Annotated in this window: 18 protein-coding genes; 11 read left to right on the forward strand and 7 right to left on the reverse strand. The window is 71.7% G+C overall.

The window, feature by feature from the left end; translation table 11 throughout:
* Positions 1-901, reverse strand: a 901-nt coding sequence (locus ABIA35_RS48920; protein ID WP_370362579.1) for a GAF domain-containing protein, incomplete at its 3' end; no start/stop codon positions are given.
* Between the two features lie 166 nt (positions 902-1067).
* On the opposite strand from ABIA35_RS48920, the gene ABIA35_RS48925 reads away from it, so the two are divergent.
* A complete protein-coding gene (locus ABIA35_RS48925; RefSeq protein WP_370362580.1) occupies positions 1068-1496 on the forward strand; it encodes a pyridoxamine 5'-phosphate oxidase family protein in 429 nt (142 codons plus the stop codon).
* A gap of 106 nt (positions 1497-1602) precedes the next feature.
* Positions 1603-2487, forward strand: a complete 885-nt coding sequence (locus tag ABIA35_RS48930; RefSeq protein WP_370362581.1) for a universal stress protein — start codon at positions 1603-1605, stop codon at positions 2485-2487.
* 124 nt (positions 2488-2611) lie between these two features.
* Here the strand turns inward: ABIA35_RS48930 and ABIA35_RS48935 are convergent, their stop codons facing one another.
* Positions 2612-3766, reverse strand: coding sequence for a cation:proton antiporter (locus ABIA35_RS48935; protein WP_370362582.1), 1155 nt, complete (start codon positions 3764-3766; stop codon positions 2612-2614).
* 458 nt (positions 3767-4224) lie between these two features.
* Here ABIA35_RS48935 and ABIA35_RS48940 point away from each other — a divergent pair, with 458 nt between their 5' ends.
* The 8 genes from ABIA35_RS48940 to ABIA35_RS48975 all read left to right on the forward strand — a co-directional run bounded on the left by ABIA35_RS48940 (position 4225) and on the right by ABIA35_RS48975 (position 10305).
* Positions 4225-4623, forward strand: coding sequence for a hypothetical protein (locus ABIA35_RS48940; RefSeq protein WP_370362583.1), 399 nt, complete (start codon positions 4225-4227; stop codon positions 4621-4623).
* Positions 4624-4786: 163 nt separating this feature from the next.
* Positions 4787-5407 carry a hypothetical protein gene (locus ABIA35_RS48945; protein ID WP_370362584.1) on the forward strand — a complete coding sequence of 207 codons (621 nt, stop codon included), beginning with the start codon at positions 4787-4789 and terminating at the stop codon, positions 5405-5407.
* 3 nt (positions 5408-5410) lie between these two features.
* On the forward strand, positions 5411-5920 hold the full coding sequence (locus ABIA35_RS48950) for a hypothetical protein (RefSeq protein WP_370362585.1): 510 nt from the start codon (positions 5411-5413) through the stop codon (positions 5918-5920).
* A 119-nt stretch (positions 5921-6039) separates the two neighbouring features.
* The gene (locus ABIA35_RS48955; protein ID WP_370362586.1) at positions 6040-6909 is read left to right on the forward strand and encodes a universal stress protein; all 870 of its coding nucleotides are present in this window, start codon (positions 6040-6042) and stop codon (positions 6907-6909) included.
* Positions 6910-7063: 154 nt separating this feature from the next.
* The gene (locus ABIA35_RS48960; RefSeq protein ID WP_370362587.1) at positions 7064-7408 is read left to right on the forward strand and encodes a hypothetical protein; all 345 of its coding nucleotides are present in this window, start codon (positions 7064-7066) and stop codon (positions 7406-7408) included.
* A gap of 140 nt (positions 7409-7548) precedes the next feature.
* Entirely contained in the window at positions 7549-8589 is a 1041-nt protein-coding gene (locus ABIA35_RS48965) for a zinc-dependent alcohol dehydrogenase family protein (RefSeq protein WP_370362588.1), read from the forward strand.
* 26 nt (positions 8590-8615) lie between these two features.
* Positions 8616-9293 (forward strand): SRPBCC family protein, encoded by a 678-nt coding sequence (locus tag ABIA35_RS48970; RefSeq protein WP_370362589.1) that lies wholly within the window; start codon positions 8616-8618, stop codon positions 9291-9293.
* Positions 9294-9432: 139 nt separating this feature from the next.
* Positions 9433-10305, forward strand: a complete 873-nt coding sequence (locus ABIA35_RS48975; RefSeq protein WP_370362590.1) for a hypothetical protein — start codon at positions 9433-9435, stop codon at positions 10303-10305.
* Between the two features lie 13 nt (positions 10306-10318).
* On the opposite strand, the gene ABIA35_RS48980 is transcribed toward ABIA35_RS48975, so the two are convergent.
* From ABIA35_RS48980 to ABIA35_RS49000, 5 genes are all read right to left on the reverse strand, one after another.
* Positions 10319-10843, reverse strand: coding sequence for a DUF1918 domain-containing protein (locus tag ABIA35_RS48980; RefSeq protein ID WP_370362591.1), 525 nt, complete (start codon positions 10841-10843; stop codon positions 10319-10321).
* 23 nt (positions 10844-10866) lie between these two features.
* Positions 10867-11742: a universal stress protein gene (locus tag ABIA35_RS48985; RefSeq protein WP_370362592.1), complete on the reverse strand. Its 876-nt coding sequence runs from the start codon at positions 11740-11742 to the stop codon at positions 10867-10869.
* Positions 11739-12332, reverse strand: a complete 594-nt coding sequence (locus ABIA35_RS48990; protein ID WP_370362593.1) for an HPP family protein — start codon at positions 12330-12332, stop codon at positions 11739-11741. Before ABIA35_RS48990 ends, ABIA35_RS48985 begins: the two co-directional genes overlap by 4 nt.
* A 406-nt stretch (positions 12333-12738) precedes the next feature.
* A complete protein-coding gene (ppdK, locus tag ABIA35_RS48995) occupies positions 12739-15417 on the reverse strand; it encodes a pyruvate, phosphate dikinase (RefSeq protein WP_370362594.1) in 2679 nt (892 codons plus the stop codon).
* Between the two features lie 49 nt (positions 15418-15466).
* Entirely contained in the window at positions 15467-16411 is a 945-nt protein-coding gene (locus ABIA35_RS49000; RefSeq protein ID WP_370362595.1) for a universal stress protein, read from the reverse strand.
* Positions 16412-16556: 145 nt separating this feature from the next.
* Here ABIA35_RS49000 and ABIA35_RS49005 point away from each other — a divergent pair, with 145 nt between their 5' ends.
* Positions 16557-16862 (forward strand): SHOCT domain-containing protein, encoded by a 306-nt coding sequence (locus ABIA35_RS49005; protein WP_370362596.1) that lies wholly within the window; start codon positions 16557-16559, stop codon positions 16860-16862.
* Positions 16863-17234 lie beyond the last annotated feature (372 nt).

Below are 17234 nucleotides of genomic sequence, written 5' to 3' on the forward strand. Positions count from 1 at the left end.
CATCCCACTCCCCCGCCGCGACCGCCTGCCCGGAGGCTTCGGTGAACACCCGGCCGATGTCGGAGTCGGCGATGGAAGCCGAGGAGCCACGAGCCCGTTCCTCTCCCATCCCAGCGGCCACTTGGACTGTCAACCGCTCGCCCGCGGAGTCCGGAAGCGATACCAGCATCAGGTCGGCCCCAGCCAGGCCACGGACCCGCTCGACAAGGACTGCCAGCACGTCGCGGCTGTCGACGCCGGAGAGCAGGCCGCGGGTCAGCTCGGCGGTGACCTCCATGCGCCGCTGCCGCCGCTGCGCCTCGTCGTACAGGCGGGCGTTGTCGATGGCGACACCGGCAGCCGCCGCCAGGGTGGTCAACAGCGTCTCGTCGTCGGCGTCGAACTGGGAGCCGCCGCGCTTCTCGGTCAGGTACAGGTTGCCGTAGACCTTGTCCCGGACCCGGATCGGAACGCCAAGGAAAGTCCTCATCGGCGGATGGTTGTCGGGGAACCCGAACGAGGACTCGTGCCCGCCGATATCCGGCAGCCGCAGCGGCAGCGGATGCCGGATCAGCTGGCCGAGCAGCCCCATCCCGGTGGGATAGGGCCCGATCGCGTCGATCTCCTGCTGGCTCAACCCGACGGTGACGAACCGCTCCAGGCGCTCCCCGCCGCTGTCGATGACCCCCAGAGCCCCGTACTGGGCGTCCACCAGCTCGGTGGCGGTGGCGATGATGGTGGACAGCACCTGGTCCAGCTCCAGCCCACCGGAGACGGCAAGCACTCCCTGCAAGAGCTGCTGGACCCGGTCCCGGGTAGCCCGGATCTGGGTCACCCGGGAGATCAGCTCGTCCAGCAACTCGTCCATCCGCAGCTGCGGCAGTAGAGAGCTCTTGGGCTCGGTGGGCTCCCGATCGGCCATCCTCGGACCGTCCTTCCCGACGGTGCGCGAGCCGATAGCCCGCATCGGCTTGCTTGTCACGGTCAGACTAGTGCGGCGACAGCCGGTGGGAAACAGCGAAGCTCAGGTGTGGAACAGGGTCCAAAGACTCTTTCAGAGGACTCGCAGCCCTGAGGACGATCGAGTCATGACCGTGGAACAGCGTATGGAACACTTCAGCGAAGCCGAGGCTTTGACCCTGGCCTCGACGGTCCCGGTCGGTCGGATCGTCTACAGCCGCTACGCTCTGCCCGCGGTCTTCGTCGTCAACTTCAAGCTCGACGGCCGCGACGTGGTGTTCCGGACCCGCAAGGGCCCGATGTTCGGAGCCGGGGTCGCCGGCTCCGTGGTCGCCTTCGAGACCGACCGGATCGACGAGGAATCCCACGACGGCTGGATGGTGACCTTCCTGGGCCGCGTCAAGCTCGTCACCGACCCGGCCGAGCAGGCCCGGCTGCACGGGCTCGGCGTCGATCCGTGGGCACGGGGAGAGCGGGACCACTTCATCAGGGTCGTGACCGAGCGCGTCACCGGCCGTCGCATTCCGCACGGCGCCGACGGAGCCGGGGACGACTGACCGCCCCCGGCATGAAGCCGGCGATGCACCGCAGGCCGGAACCCGGCATTGAAGTCCCGGCACCGCACCGCACCGCACCGAACCACCGAGGCAGTGGAGGACACCCATGACCCGCCCCGTCGTCGTCGGCATCGACGACATCGAACACAGCGACAGCGCCATCGCGGCGGCAGCAGAAGAAGCCCGGTTGCGCGGCGCACCGCTCTGGCTCGCCCACGCCTACCACTGGCTGCCGCCGGCGACCGTCGGCCTCATGCCCGGCAACGACAGCCCCGAGGGCGCGGTGCGCGACGCCGCCACCGAACTGCTGGCCCGGGCCCTCACCGCGGTTCACGCCGCGCACCCGGACCTGGACGTCCACACCTTCGCGCTGAGCGGGCAGCCCGGGCCGTGCCTGGCCGACCTGGCCAAGGATGCCGCGCTTCTGGTGGTCGGCAGCCGGGGCCGCGGCGGCTTCGCCGGGATGCTGCTGGGCTCGGCCGCGCTGAGCACCGTCGTGCACGCACGCTGCCCGGTGCTCGTCGTCCGCGGCGAGCCGGCCGCCGGCCCCGCCGTGACCCGGCGGGTCCTGGTCGGCGTCGACGTCCTGGCCCCGACCACCGGCGGAAACGTGCTCGGCTTCGCGTTCGAGGAGGCCGCGCTGCACGGCTACGGCGTGCTCGGCCTCAACGCCTGGCAGGACCCCGGCTATCTGTACCCGGTCGGCCTCGGCAGCTTTCCTCGTCCGCAGCTGACCGAGCTGGCCGGCGAGCACCGCCGGCGCCTGGAATCCCTGGTGGCCCCGTGGCGGGCCAAGCACCCGGACACCTCCGTGTCGACGCAGGTCCTCACCGGTGTGCCCAGCCGGGTGCTGGTGGACTCCAGCCGCCTGGCCGACCTGCTGGTGCTGGGCGCGCAACGGAACTCCGACGGGGACGGAGTCCGGCTCGGCGGCCTGGCGCACGCCGTGCTGCACCACGCGCACTGTCCGGTCGTCATCGTGCCTGAGTAAGCACGCTGCCATCGACGTCCGCGGGACCCCGTCCTCACGTCAAGGAGGTACCCCGCTCCGCGCCCGCGTCCGGGAGCCGGCCGATGGCCATCGCCGATGCCGCAGTCCTGCCCCGGGAGCCGCCTCAGTCGGCGGGGGCGGACGCCTTGCGCCGCGCCGCGTCGCGCCCGGCGATCGCCGCGGCCCAGGCCGTCACCGCGAGACCGACCACCGCCGCGGCCAGGATCGCCGCGCCCTCACCGGGCTTCAGCAGCCCCGCGCGCTCACCGATGGTGACCGCCGCCACCGGCACTCCCAGCTGTGCTCCGGCCAGAACCGCCAGCGGCAGCGGCTGGCCCAGCAGCCGGGCCGCGGCGTGCACCGCGAGCGTGGCCGCCGCCAGGGCCCCGGCCAGACCGATCAGGCGAGGGTGCCGGACGAGGTCGTCGAGCTGCAGCGAGGCACCCAGCCAGACGAAGAACACCGGTCCGAGGAACCCATCGGCGACCGCGAACAGCTGGCGGGCCAGGCGGCGCGGCTCGCCCTGAGCCGCCAGGATCAGACCGGCCGCGAACCCCGCGAGCATGACCGACACGCCGACCGCTTCGGCCAGCCCGGCCAGACCGAACACGATGATCAGCTGCTCGCGCAGCTCCAGCCCGAGATTCCGGCGCCGGCTCAACCGGTGCAACCGGCGCTGCCAGCCCCGCCTGCGGGCCTGGCGCACGATCAGGAACACCACCAGGCTCGCACCGGCCACCGCCAGCACCCCGAGCGCGGCGTGCCCGGCCCGGGACGGCTGCTCGGCCAGCGGCAGCAGCACGATCGCCGCGGTGTCCGCGATCGCGACCTGGGCGATCATCACCAGCGCCGGTGTCGAGGACAGCCCGGCGTCCTGCACCACCGGCAGCACCAGCGCGGCCGAGCTCGACGCGAGCAGCACCGCGTACATCCAGCCGTGCCCCGTCCCGGCCAGGGCGGCAACGCCCAGCCCCGCCGGGACCGCCAGCGCCCCGGTGAAGGCCGCCAGCACCGCGCCGCGCCCCAGCGCCGGGCGCAGCCGAGCCGACCGGACCGGAACGTGACTGCCCGCGACCAGCATGATCAGGGCGAACCCGGCCTGCGACAGGAACACCAGCACCGGCTCGGTCGGATCCACCCACCCGAACCCCGTGCGGCCGACGACCACCCCGGCCAGGATCTCGCCGACGGCGACCGGGACGGCTCCGTGGCGCGCGGCGGCCAACAGCGGGCCGACCAGACCGACGGCCAGCACCAGCGCGAGCACGGCCAGGCTCACCTGTTCCTCCTTCGCCGAGGCGTCCTTCTCACAGTGAACACCTCCGGCCGGGGCCGCGGTGCGGCCGACGGCTCACTGGGGCGACGCGAGCCGCGTCACGCCCCCACCCACTGATCGGGCGCAGCCGCGTCGTCCGCAGGCCGCGCGGTCGTCGCCGACGGCGGCGAAGTCGCCATCGCCTCGGCGAGGACCACCGGCGGCAACGCGCACGTCGGCCGGCATCCGGGCCTGCGGCGGCCATGGCTTCGAGCGTGCCGGGAGCGGCCAAGACGATCCGTCCGGCCTCGCCGAGGCTCCGTCCCCCATTCCAGCTTCGCAAGCTGCTGCGATATCGCGGTGCGACCGTCCGCCTCTGGCAGGACAGGTCCTTCGGCCGTGGCGGCGCCCCTGGTCGACGGACATCGTGGAAGAAGCAGGCCGGGCGACCGAGCCGGCCGACGATCCTTCTGTGAGACGCCATGACCACCGTCATCGCCCACGAGCTGTGGCGAAGCGAACGCGACGTCCTGCACGACCTGGCCGCGTTCGTGGCCGGACACGGCCCCGACGCCGACCACCCCCTGCCACTGCTGCACTGGTACGTCGGTCCCTCGCACACAGTGCACGCGGAGATCCACTCCCTTGACCGTGAGAACGGCGGCGGCCACCGCGACCCCGCGGCGGTCCTGGCCGCGTACGCCGACGCTCTCCACGCCGACGTCATGGAGCTCCCGAACCGGGACCACGTCCTGTTCGTGGCTCGCGGCCGGCTCGGACCGGAGGGCGATGACGGATCCGGGCGCACGCACGCCGTTATCAGAGCCCGGATCCCCGTCGTGGACGACCGCAAAGTCGGTGGGCGCGCCTTCCTGCCTTGAGCCGGCCACGGGGCGAAGGTCCCGCCGGCTGAGGGGAATCGGCGCCATCGGCCCCTGGACATCCGGGTCGTTGGCCCCTGGAACACACGCTCCCGTCACGATCGACTGGAGATACGGGGAGTGGTCCAGGTACGAGAGCGTCCGGAGCCAGGAGGTGCGGGCCATGAGAGTCCTGTTGACGGAATCCGCTCCCGGAGCGGCCGGCCAAGCCGAACAGCGGCTCCGGGAAGCCGGCTACGACATCTCGTTCTGCCACCCCGACCACCGCGCGGACGAAGACGGATGCGTCGTGCTGCAAGGGATCGGGCACTGCCCGCTGCGTACCGATGCCGACATCGGCGCGGTCATCGACGCACGTTCCCCGGGCGCGCCGGCCCTCCCGACCGCGCGTGAGTTCGGTGCCTGCTGTGCGCTGCGCAACCATCTGCCGCTGATCGTGACGGGACCGGCGGACACCGAACGCTTCCCCTGGATCGACGCCGCGGCGGTCTGCACCACCGATGAGCTGGTCGGCACCTGTGAGCAGCTGACCCGGCCGGTCGAGGCGGCGCTTCGCCGGGACGCCGAGCGGGCGGCGCGCGAAGCGTTGCGGGCCAACGGCTACCCCGGCGACATCGACGTCGTGGTCACCCACGCCGCGGCGTCGACGGCGGTGTTCGTCCACGTCCTGGGGCTGTCCGACAGCATCGCCAGGGCCGAGGCCGCCGGCATGGTCCGCCAGGCGCTGCGCGGACGCAGGGACCTCGACGAAGCCGTGACCGTCGTGATGGTGCCGGAGGTGTGAGCGATGGGCCTCATTCGTCGGATCGCCGACACCCTGCGGTACGGCCGGGAAGGTCGTCGCGACCCGGCCGCCCAGCTCACCGCCGCCCGCTGGCGGCAGCGGGCGATGCTCGCGGACGCGCTGCGCGACCTGAGCGAACTCGCCGACGAACGCGCCTACACCGACGCCGAGATCGCCCGGAGCCACGCCACCCTCGCCGAACTGGAGAACGACGCCGTGGCCGCTGACGCCGACGGCTGCGCCGACGTCGCCCGCGAACTCCGCGAGGAACGGATGCAGGCCCACGCCTTCCTCACCGGACTCCTCGAGGCCCGTCAGGCGATACACGCCGAGCAGACCCGGCTGCTCCGCCTCCGGAAACGCCTCGAAGAGCACCTCGCACAGACGGAGGCACTGGCCGGCCGCCTCGGCACGGGAACCCCCGACGCCGCCCGGTCCCTGGTCCACCAGGTCGTCGACGACACGGCGGGGCTGGCGGGCGACGAGCAGGACCGGCTCGAAGCCGGCTTCTGAAGGCGCACCACCGGGTCCAACGGCCCGGAAACCACCGGGTCCTCAAGCCCTGGCCCGGACCACCGACCGCGACAAGCGTGAAGAATAAGCCAAGAGCCACGCTCACCGTGGAGGTCCTCATGAACACCACCGTCGCCGTCGGGTACGACCGCACCCGCCCGGGCGAGCACGCGCTCGGCGTCGCCGCCCGCGAAGCCGCCCGCCGCAGCGGGTCCCTGCTCGTCATCTCCGCCTACCACTGGCTCACGCCCCCCGAGCCGCACAGCATGACGCCCGCCGATACCGAGGCGACCGCCCGCAAAGCCGCCGAGGAAATCGCCCAATACGGCGCCGGCCGCGTCCGCGAACGCCACCCCGACCTGCCCGTCGAGGCCCGCGCGGTCGCCGGCTACGCGGGCAAGGTGCTGGCCGCCGCCAGCCACGAGGCGGACCTGCTGGTGGTCGGCAACCGCGGCACCGGCGGCTTCCACGGCCTCATGCTCGGCTCCACCTCCATGCGTACCCTGGCTGAGGCCTGCTGCCCCGTCATCGTCGCCCGAGGCGACACCGACGACACCCACAACCGGATCATCGCCGCCGTCGACATCGACACCGACTGCGACACCATCCTCGCCTTCGCCTTCGAAGAAGCCTCACGCCGAGCAGCAGGACTGACCGTCACCCACGTATGGGACGAACCCTGGATCGTCGCCTACGGCCAACAAGACCCCGGCATCGCCGACGACGTCGCCCGCATCGAACGCGAACGCGACGACCGCCTCACCGCCCTCGTCCAAACCGCCCAAGCCAAACAACCCGACGTCCACGCCTTCCACCAACTCGCCATCGGCTCAGCCTCCGGACTGCTGGTCGAGGCATCCCACCGAGCAGACCTCCTGGTCACCGGCGCGCGCCGGCACGGCGAAGGACGCCACGGAATGCTCATCGGCCCCGTCACACAAACACTGCTGCAACACGCCGAATGCCCCGTCGCCGTGGTGCCCCAGTGAATATCCGGGCGGGGCTGAACGTCCCGTCCGGGAGCGGGCCGTCGGTCACGCGGTGAGGTGACCTCGGGCCCTGCCGGCCGCGGTCCCGGCCCGGCGATGCTTCGAAAAAGGGCTCTGATGCCCGGCCGACACAGGATTCCAGGAGGCGAGTGTCATGACCGTTCCTTCGCTGGGCACCCACGTCCAAGCACCGCGCCGCAGGCAGTGGCGGCTCCCGACCCGACGCGGCCGGGAGCGGGCAGTCCTGCGGGCCCGGAGCCTGAACCTGGCCTCGGCCGGCACCGCGGTGCCGCTGACCATGGCCGAGAACGACCCGATGCTGCTGCGCCTGGCCGTGGAGGACCTGTGCTGGCACATGGCGGTCGACGACCTGGACCGACGCAGACCGCGCCGCGGCGATCGTGCCGAGCGGGACGCCTGGCTGGCCGAACAGGCGCACCTGGAGGACGAGCGCAGACGGCTCGCCGCCATGCTGACCGAGACCATCAGCGCGCTTTAGCCGTCCACGGGGCGCGCAGGGCCTTTCGGCCCGGCGCCCCCGGGCCCCCCGGCACTACGGCACGGGTCGGCGCCGCAGGAGTCTGGGTGTCGGAGGAAGTCAGCCAGGAAGTCCTCATCCCACCCATGGAGGTTCCAGTCATGAAGGCGCTCGTCTACGGCGGCCCCGGCGAGAAAGCATGGACTGACAAGGCCGATCCGGCCATCGCAGACCCCAGGGACGCGATCATCCGCGTCGACGCGGTCACCATCTGCGGCACGGACCTGCACATCCTCAAGGGCGACGTGCCCGAGGTACAGCCGGGCACCGTGCTGGGCCACGAGGCCGTCGGCACCGTCGTCGAGGTCGGATCCGGAGTCACCACCCTGACCCCGGGCGACCGGGTCCTGGCCTCGTGCATCTCCGCGTGCGGCACCTGCCGCTTCTGCCGGGTCGGCGCCTACGGCCAGTGCCTGGCCGGCGGCGGCTGGATCCTCGGCCACACCACCGACGGCGTGCAGGCCGAATACGCCCGGCTGCCCTTCGCCGACCTGTCCACGTACAAGCTGCCCCAGACCATCAGCGATGAGGCCGCCGTACTGCTGGCGGACATCCTGCCGACCTCCTACGAGGTCGGCGTCCTCAACGGCCGGGTCCAGCCCGGCGACACCGTCGCGGTGGTCGGCGCCGGACCCATCGGGCTGGCCGCCATCCTCACCGCGCGGCTGTTCTCCCCCTCCCACATCATCGCCATCGACAAGGCCGCCTCCCGCCTGCAGGCCGCCAAACACTTCGGCGCCCACGCCACCGCGCGCCCCGATGAGGACCCGGCAGAAGTCGTACGCACCCTGACCGGCGGGCTCGGAGCGGACGTCGTCATCGAGGCGGTGGGTGTCCCGGAGACCTTCGAGCTGTGCACCACGCTGGTCCGCCCCGGCGGCCACGTCGCGAACATCGGCGTCCACGGCAAGCCCGCGACGCTGCACCTGGAAGACCTGTGGATCAAGGACGTCACCATCACCACCGGGCTGGTCGACACCTCCTCCACCTCGACGCTGCTGCGGATGCTCGAGGCCGGACAGCTCGACGTGAGCCCGATGGTCACCCACCGCTTCGCCCTCGACGACTTCGAGGAGGCCTACCGCGTCTTCGGCGACGCCGCGGACACCGGGGCGCTGAAGGTCGTCCTGAGCCGGAGCTGATCGCCCAACGGACAAGGCGGTACATCATGAACCGGGGATTCTCGACAGCGGCCGTGGCCGGCGGGCTGCTCGGTTTCGCAGCGGCCGCATACCCGGCCCTGTGGCGGGACCGCTGCCTGAACTGGGGCGCCCGAGCCGACGAGATCACCAGGAAGATGCCCGGCGACGACCTGCTGCCCGAGGCCCCGGTCGTATCGACCCGCGCGATCGGCATCCACGCCCCGGCCTCGGCGATCTGGCCGTGGCTGGTGCAGATGGGACCCGGACGGGGCGGCGCCTACACCTACGACTGGATCGAGAACCTCTTCGGCCTGAACATGCACAGCGCCGACGAGATCATCCCCGAACTGCAGGACCTCGACGCAGGCGACCAGATCCCGCTCGGCGAGAAGACGCGGATGCGCGTGGAGATCCTGGAACAGGATCACGCGATGGTGCTGCGGTCCGCAGACGGCGCGTGGGTGTGGGAGTTCGGCCTCTACCCGGAGGCCCCTTCGGCACCCGGCGGCGATCTGACCAGGCTGGTCAGCCGCAACCGGATCCAGGATCCGAGGACGGGCCTGCTGAACAGCGCCCTGTCTCTCTACGTGATGGAACCCGGAAGCCTGGTCATGGAACGGAAGATGCTGCTCGGGATCAAGACGCGGGCCGAGCATCTGGCGGCCGGGCAGAAGCAGGCCGCCCGGGGAGAAGATCCCTCCTGAGCACTGGATTGCGCCCCCTACCGACCAGCACGTCCGGCATGCCATACGGCCGCCGATATGAGGCCTTTCGGCCCGTTGTCGGCGTGTGCGGCCGGGCCAACGATGGAAGCGCCGGCATCCCCGACGCGAGGAGCACATCATGCGATCCGAAGAAGACAACAGGTCGGCGCGGGCCCGTGGCATCGAGGTCCGCCCGCTGCCCACCGCCCGTCGGCTGGCGATCGGCGCCGACCGGGCGGGCCGTCACCGGTCCACCATGCACTACCTGATGAGGGCTGACGTGACGGCCGCACGCAGGCTGATGGCGATGTCGCCGGAGACGTTGTCGCTGACCGGCTTCGTCACGGCGTCCGTGGCGCGGGTCGCGGCCGAGCATCCCACGGTGCACGCCTACCGGGACTGGCGCGGACGGCTGATCGTGCACCGCCACGTCGACGTCATGGTCCCGGTCCAGGCCGAACGGGAGTCCCGTACCGTACCCCACGTCGTCCGCGACGCCGACCAGCGCGACGTCACGCGGACATCCACGGAACTGCTCGCCGCCGAATCCGCGTCCACCGCGGGGGTCTTCGAACGCTTCCCCCTGCTCGCCAGGACCCCGGGTCTGGTCCGCACGGTGTACACGGTCTTGGACCGCTCGGTGCGGCTGCGACAGCGGATGGGCACGGTGATGGTCACCACCACGGGTATGCACGACGTCGGCGAGGCGTTCGGCGTCCCGGCGTCCACGCTGATGCCCCTGCACGTGGTGATCGGCAGCGTCAGCGGCTGCCCGCACCAGGCGGGCAACGTCATCGAACAGCACGACATCCTCAACCTGACCCTGGTCTTCGACCACGGCTTGGTGGGCGAGGCGGAGGCGGCGCGTTTCGCCACGCGACTGTGCTCCGCCATCGAACACGCAGAGGTCCTCCACCCCCTGCGGACCAGGAAACCTTGGCGGCAGGCAGTCGTGCCCCAACCGCCAAGAGCATCACAGACGGCGTCGGTGAACGGGGCCCACGACCGTTGACGGCAAACCCCGGTCACTCCGCGGGGTCGGCAGGCGACCGCGGAACGACCGCGTGACGTCGCCCCTCGATGTCCTCGATGTCCCGCACAGCCTCGCCGAGCAGTTCCTCTCCCAGCGTGATGAACGCGCGCCCCACGGCCACCTCGTCTCCGATCTGCGGAACCTCCACATCCCCGGCGAGGCGCTGTGCCTCACCGTGCGCCTGAACCGCGCGAAGACCGGTGTGGGCGATCACGTGGCACTTGGTCTTGCCGCCTTCGTACTCCACCACGGCGACGGTGACCTGCCAGTTCTCGGCGCGGATCGGTTCGGAGCCGTGACCGGCGGCTCCGCCGGCGGTGGTCGTCGTCCCGCCCAGATGCCGGACCTGGGCATCAGGCCCTGGGAACAGCACTCCGGTGTGCCCGGAGTCCAGCCAACGGACCACGTACGGAGGGCCTCCCGCGGCGCCGTGCACCTCGATGATCTCGCCCTCTCGGACAGCTTCGTCCAGGTGCCGGGACATGATGGCTATCCGGTCTCCGACCACGGCTTTCATTGTCTCTCCAGATCTGTGTTCGACTACGGTTCGGTCCAGTGCCGAGGCACGACGACGACCGGGCACGGCGCCCGGTACAGCAGATGCCGGCTCACCGAGCCCAACTCGCGGACCGGCGGCACCGTGCGGCCGCGGGTGCCGACGACGAGGAGCGACTCGGCTTTCCCGAGTTCTGTCAGCGCCTCGCGCGGGTGTCCGTGGACCACCAGGGTCCGCACCCGCACGTCGGGGTGCTTCTCACACCAGCCGGCCAACGACTCGGCCACCATGCGCTCCGCCCCCGCCCGCACCGACATGGCGCCGAAGTCGATCGGAAGCACCCCACCCGGGTTGCGCGGCCCGGGCCTGGACCACGCGTGAACGACAGCGAGACGACGACCGCGCAGGTCCGCCTCGGCGAAGGCGAAGCCGATCGCGGCCCGGGAAGGCGGCGAGCCGTCGACACCGACGGCGATCGAGCCGTTCGCAGTGCCGCGGCCGACCGTCACCAGAACCGGGCACGAAGCACGCAGTGCCAGGCCGCCGGCGACCGTCTCGACCAGCGCCCGCGCCGGCGCGCGCAGGCCACAGCCGCCGATGACCACGAGTTCGGCGTCGCCCGAGGCCTGAACCAGCACCGGCTGCGCGAACCCTCTGGCCACCTCGCCGGTCACGGTCAGCTCTGGATGTGCGGCCAAGGCCTGCTTCACGGCCCGGTCGACCCATCGCCCCGGCTCATCGGGCGACGGCCCGGCGGCCGTGCTCGCGGCCGTGCTCGCGGCCGTGGCGAAGGGGTCGGCATGGACGACGTGCAGCGGGCACCGGCGCAGCGCGGCTTCGACCGCCGCCGCGTCGAGAGCGACGAGGCTGTCGTCGGTCTCGTCGACTCCGACGACCACGCGGTGACCGGTGCCGGTCATGTCGCGTCGTCCCGGACCGCGCCGTCGGCCACGGCCACAGCCACGTCGTCCAGGTCGAAATCGATGTGTGCCCGCAGCCGCACCACGCCGGGAACCCGCCGCAACAGATGCTCCAGGACATGCACCTCGCTCCGGCGAGCCACCCGCGCGTGAACGCGCACCACACCGTCTCGCACCTGGACGTGCTCGACCACGGCACCGGTGTCGATCGCACGGTCGATCACCTGGCGCTTGATCCGGTTGTCGCTGGGCAGGCCGGAGAGCAGCAGGTCGCGGCGGCTCACGATGCCGACCAGCCGCCTGTCCTGATCGACGACCGGCAGTCGGCCTATGCCGCGGGAGACGAGTACAGCGCGCGCCTCCTCCACAGTCGTGCGCTCGGTCACGGCGAACGCCGGCGAGGACATCAGGTCCCCGGCCGTGACCCACTCGCTCCGGTTGTCGGCCAGCAGATCCGACTCGGCGAGGACTCCCAGGACGTGCAGCGAGGAGTCGACGACCGGCACGGCGCCGATCCGGTACCAGGCCAGCTGCCGCGCGACCTCCCCGGCGGCGACCCCGGGCTGGACGGCGACGACTGGGTATGTCATGACTTCGGCGACATGATGCTGTGCGTCCATGCATCCAGCACATGTCCCGGATGGGTGGTTGAACAGGGCCGATGGTCCTGTTCCGGTGGCGGTGCCGCCGTTGGGCGACTCGCGGGGCGGTTCCGGCGGCGTCCTCGCTCAGACTGTACTGGCCTGCTCCGGCGCCTGGCCGCCGGCACCCGGGCTTCCACTGGCATCAGACGTTGGCGTAGCCGGGGATGCCGGCCTTGATCCGATCCAGCTCCGCGGAGTCTCCAACGGAGTCTGGCTGTCGAGGCGGTGGACCAGGTAGACGTCGACACCTCCTCCATGTGAAACAGCTGTCGGCCCGGGCCTGGTCGGCCCGGGCCGGTGGCCCGCTATCGATGTCGCCGCGGGCTCCTGCCTTCAGCGCCGGGGCGCTCGGTCACGGCGTCTTGCCGAGCAGCGTGGCGCGCCCGGCCTCCAGCCGCGCGGCCAGGACCCGGTAGGGCGAGCAGGAGACATAGTCCAACCCGGCCTCGTCGAAGTACCGGATCGACTCCGGGTCGCCGCCGTGTTCGCCGCACACGCCGAGCCCCAGGTCGGGCTTCGCCTCGCGGCCCGCCACCGCCGCCGTGCGGACCAGCTGCCCGACCACCGGGTCGATGGTCTGGAAGGGGGACGTCTGGAAGACCGCGCGGTCCAGGTACGCGGGGAAGAACGAGGCCTCGACGTCGTCGCGGGAGAATCCCCAGGTCGTCTGGGTCAGATCGTTGGTACCGAAGGAGAAGAAGTCGGCGGCCTCGGCGATCTGTCCGGCGGTGAGAGCCGCGCGCGGCAACTCGATCATGGTGCCGATCGGGCAGGGCACGGTGACGCCGGTGACCGCGGCGACCTCGGCCAGGACCTGCTCGACCTCCAGCCGGACGATACGCAGCTCGCGGACGTCGCCCACGAGCGGGACCATGATCTCCGGCCGCGGGTCGAACCCGTCCGCGCGCAGCGCCGCCGCCGCCTCGGCCAGGGCCCGCACCTGCATCGCGAACAGGCCCGGAACGGTCAGGCCGAGACGCACGCCGCGCAGGCCGAGCATCGGGTTCTGCTCGTGCATCCGGCGTACCGCCTCGAGCAGGTGGGCGTCGTGCACCCAGTTCGGATCGTGGCCGTCGGCGAGCGCGACCTTCACCGACAGTTCGGTCAGGTCCGGGAGGAACTCGTGCAGCGGAGGGTCGATCAGCCGGACCGTCACCGGCAGGCCGTCCATCGCCCGAAGGATCCCGGTGAAGTCCGCGCGCTGCAACGGCAGCAGCGCGTCCAGCGCCTCCCGCCGTCCGGTCGGGGTGTCGGCCAGGATCAGGGCCTCGACCAGCGGGCGCCGCTCGCCCAGGAACATGTGCTCGGTGCGGCACAGGCCGATGCCGGCCGCGCCGAAGCGCCTCGCCTGCTCGGCGTCGGCGACCGTGTCGGCGTTGGCCAGGACGCCCAGGCGGCGGCAGTCGTCGGCCCACCCGAGGATCCTGTCCACGGCCGGCACCGAGGCGTCCTCGGTGCCGGATCCGTCGTCCGGCGTCCCCTGGAAGTGCCGGACCAGCGGCGAGGCGATCAGCGGGACCTCGCCGGCGTAGACGTGCCCGCTCGTGCCGTCGATCGAGATGTACTCGCCGTCGTGCACGACGGTGCCGTCGGCGGTGGTGAACCGCTTGTGGTCGACGTCGACGGCGAGCTGCTCCGCGCCGCAGACACACGGCCGGCCCAGGCCGCGCGCGACGACGGCCGCGTGCGAGGTCTTGCCGCCCTGGCTGGTCAGGATGCCGGCCGCGGCCAGCATCCCCGGCAGGTCCTCGGGCCGGGTCTGCGGGCGCACCAGGATCACCGTCTCGCCGCGGGCGTCGCGGCTCGCGGCCGTGTGGGCGTCGAACACCACGCGGCCGACGGCGGCGCCGGGGGACGCGGCCACACCGGTCGCCAGCCGTGCCGGCAGGGCCTGGTCGTCGAACCGGGGGAACAGCAGCTGCGCCAGACGGTCGCCGGTGACGCGCAGCACCGCCTCCTCACGCGTGACGTGTCCTTCGTCGACGAGGTCGGCGGCGATCCGGAACGCCGCCGCCGCGCTGCGCTGCCCGACGCGAGTCTGCAGCATCCACAGCTTTCCGCGCTCGATGGTGAACTCGATGTCGCACATGTCGCTGTAGTGGTTCTCCAGCCCGTGGAGGTTTTCGCACAGCTCGGCGAAGGACTTCGGGTCCAGCCGCTCCAGCTCCTGCAGCGGCACCGCGTTGCGGACGCCGGCGACGATGTCCTCGCCGACCGCGTGCCGCAGGTAGTCGCCGTACACGCCGGGGGCACCGGTGGCGGGATCGCGCGTGAACGCCACGCCGGTCCCGGAGTCCGTGCCGAGGTTGCCGAAGACCATCAGGCAGACGTTGACCGCGGTGCCGAGGTCGTCGGGGATGTGTTCGCGCTTGCGGTAGACCCGGGCGCGCTCCCCGTCCCAGGATCCGAACACCGCACGGATGGCCAGGTCCAGCTGCTGCCGCGGATCCTGCGGGAACGGACGTCCGCTCTCCTCCTCGACGATGTTCCGGTAGACCCGGCTCAGAGAACGAAGATGCTCGGTCGTCAGACTGTCACGCCAGTCGCCGGCCGCGTCCCGGTACTCCTGGAAGACCGCCTCGAACGGCTCCTCGTCCATGCCCAGGACGGTCAGGGCGAACGAGCGGACGAACCTGGCGTAGCTCTCCCAGGCGAAGCGCTCGTCGCCCGACCAGACGGCGAGCCGCTCGACGCTCTGATCGTTGAGCCCGACGTTCAAGACGGTGTCCATCATGCCCGGCATCGAACGCTTCGCTCCGGAGCGGACCGCGACGAGCACCGGGCGGTGGGCGTCGAAGCGCTCGCGGACTTCGTCCTCGAACTGCTTCCAGGCGCGGGACACCTGGTCCTGCAGGCTCGCCGGTTCGGCTCCGGTCTCCAGGAAGACGCGGCACGCCTCGGTGGTGACGGTGAACCCCGGCGGGACGTCCAGCCCCATCCGCGTCATCTCCGCCAGCCCGGCGCCCTTGCCGCCGAGCAGCTCGGCCATGCCCCGGCCGCCTTCGGCGAATCTGTACACGTATTTGTCCATCACCAGCTCCTCGCTGCGTCGGGTTCGATCGGCCCGCGAAACCTCACTTTCAGCGTCGTCCGCGCGACAGGCCCCTGACAGAGGCGAACGGAGGGGCGGGGAGCGGGACCTTCGGCCCTGAGCCCTCGGGGACGATGATCACCGGGCAGTGCGCGTGGTGCAGCACGGTGTGCGCCAGCGCGCCGACCCGCATACCCCGGTGTTCCCCGGTGCGCGCGAGGCCGCCGATGACGAGCGTGTCGACGAGCCGTGTGGAGTCGACGAGCACCCGGCCGGGCGTGCCGGGGAGCGCCTGGCACGAGACGTGGACGTTCGGATACTTCTCCCGCCACGGCTCGACTGCCGCCGCGAGCAGGTTCACGCGGTTGGCCTGGACGGCGTCGGTGACCTCGGTGGCGAAACGGGTGTCGGCAAGGTACAACGGCGACGGGTCGTCCCAGACATGGAGCGCGAAGACTTCCGCGTTCCGGAGAGCCGCCTCAGCGAACGCGAACTCCAGGACCCCGGCGTCGCCACCGGGGCGGTCGACGTCGACGCCGGCCATGATCCGGCCGGCGGCCGGGGATTCGGCACCGCGGGCGACCATGACCGGGCAGGTCGCGAGGTCCAGCACACGCAGCGCCACCGAGCCCAGCAGCTGCCCGGCGAACCCGCCGCGGCCGCGTCCGCCGACCACCACGAGCGAGGCGTCGCGTCCCTGATCGGCGAGCGCCCCGGCCGGGTCGCCGCCGGCCGACACGGCCTGCACGGTCAGTCCGGGGTTCTCGGTACGCAGTCGTTCGGCGGCCTTGTCCAGCATGGCCTGGGACGCCGCGGCGACGGCCGCCTCCGCCGCGATCCCCGGCGGCAGGCCGAAGGTCCCCGGCGGGATCCACTGGTAGGCGTGGACCAGGCGCAGCGTCGCGCTTCTGGCGACGGCTTCCCGGACGGCGCAGGTCACGGCATACGTGCTGTGCTCGGTGTCGTCGAATCCGACGATGACGGGCCGGCTCACGGCGATCTCCTCCTCGAGGGGCTGGTCTGTGGTGGGTCGGGGCCAGCCTCGTGGCGTCCGGCCGGCCCGAACAGTGCCCTTGGACCCGCCGTGCGCGGGCCCCGAGGCCCTACGGCCCAGCCCGGGCGGTCGCCACGCTGATCTCGTGGAGACCGACCTGAAGGAGACGATCTCGATGATGCACCAGTACGGACACCACGGCATCGGAGCCTGGGGCTTCCTGATGATCCTCGGCATGCTGGCCTTCTGGGCGCTCCTGATCGCCGTCGGGGTGACGCTCTACCGCCTGAGCTCCGCCCACGCGCACCTGCCCACCGCACCCCCGCCAGACCAGGACGCCGAGCAGGTCTTGTCCCGGCGCTTCGCCGCCGGCGAGATCGACGAGAAGGAGTACACCGCGCGGCTGGCCGTGCTGCACGAGCAGCCTCCACGGCGGCCTGGCGGGTCCTGACCCGGGCACAACCGAGCGGGCACGGCGGGAGGACGTCACTGTGGTCTCACCCGGCCGCCCGCCGCGTCGTTCCACACACGGCGCTGGCGGCCGGGGGTTCGCGTGGACAAGGGCGAGGTCAAGGGCTAAGGGCTAAAGGCGCCTCCGGCGGCGCCTGCGCGGCGAGCGGCCTCGCTCCGGGGAGTGGGGGGCCGCGTAGTCAGGCGGCGGACGCTGCTTGTGGTCGCCTTTGTCCCGGATTCCCCGTCGCATCGTCGCCTAACGGAAGCAGACCGGTCCGCAATGCCGCGTAGTTAAGGGTTTGGCGGTGTCGTCAAATGCGGCTGTGAGCAGCTGTTTTATATAGTGAACGAGACCTCTGATACACCGGTT

It is taken from the genome of Catenulispora sp. MAP12-49 (genome assembly GCF_041262705.1).
Classification (GTDB): domain Bacteria; phylum Actinomycetota; class Actinomycetes; order Streptomycetales; family Catenulisporaceae; genus Catenulispora.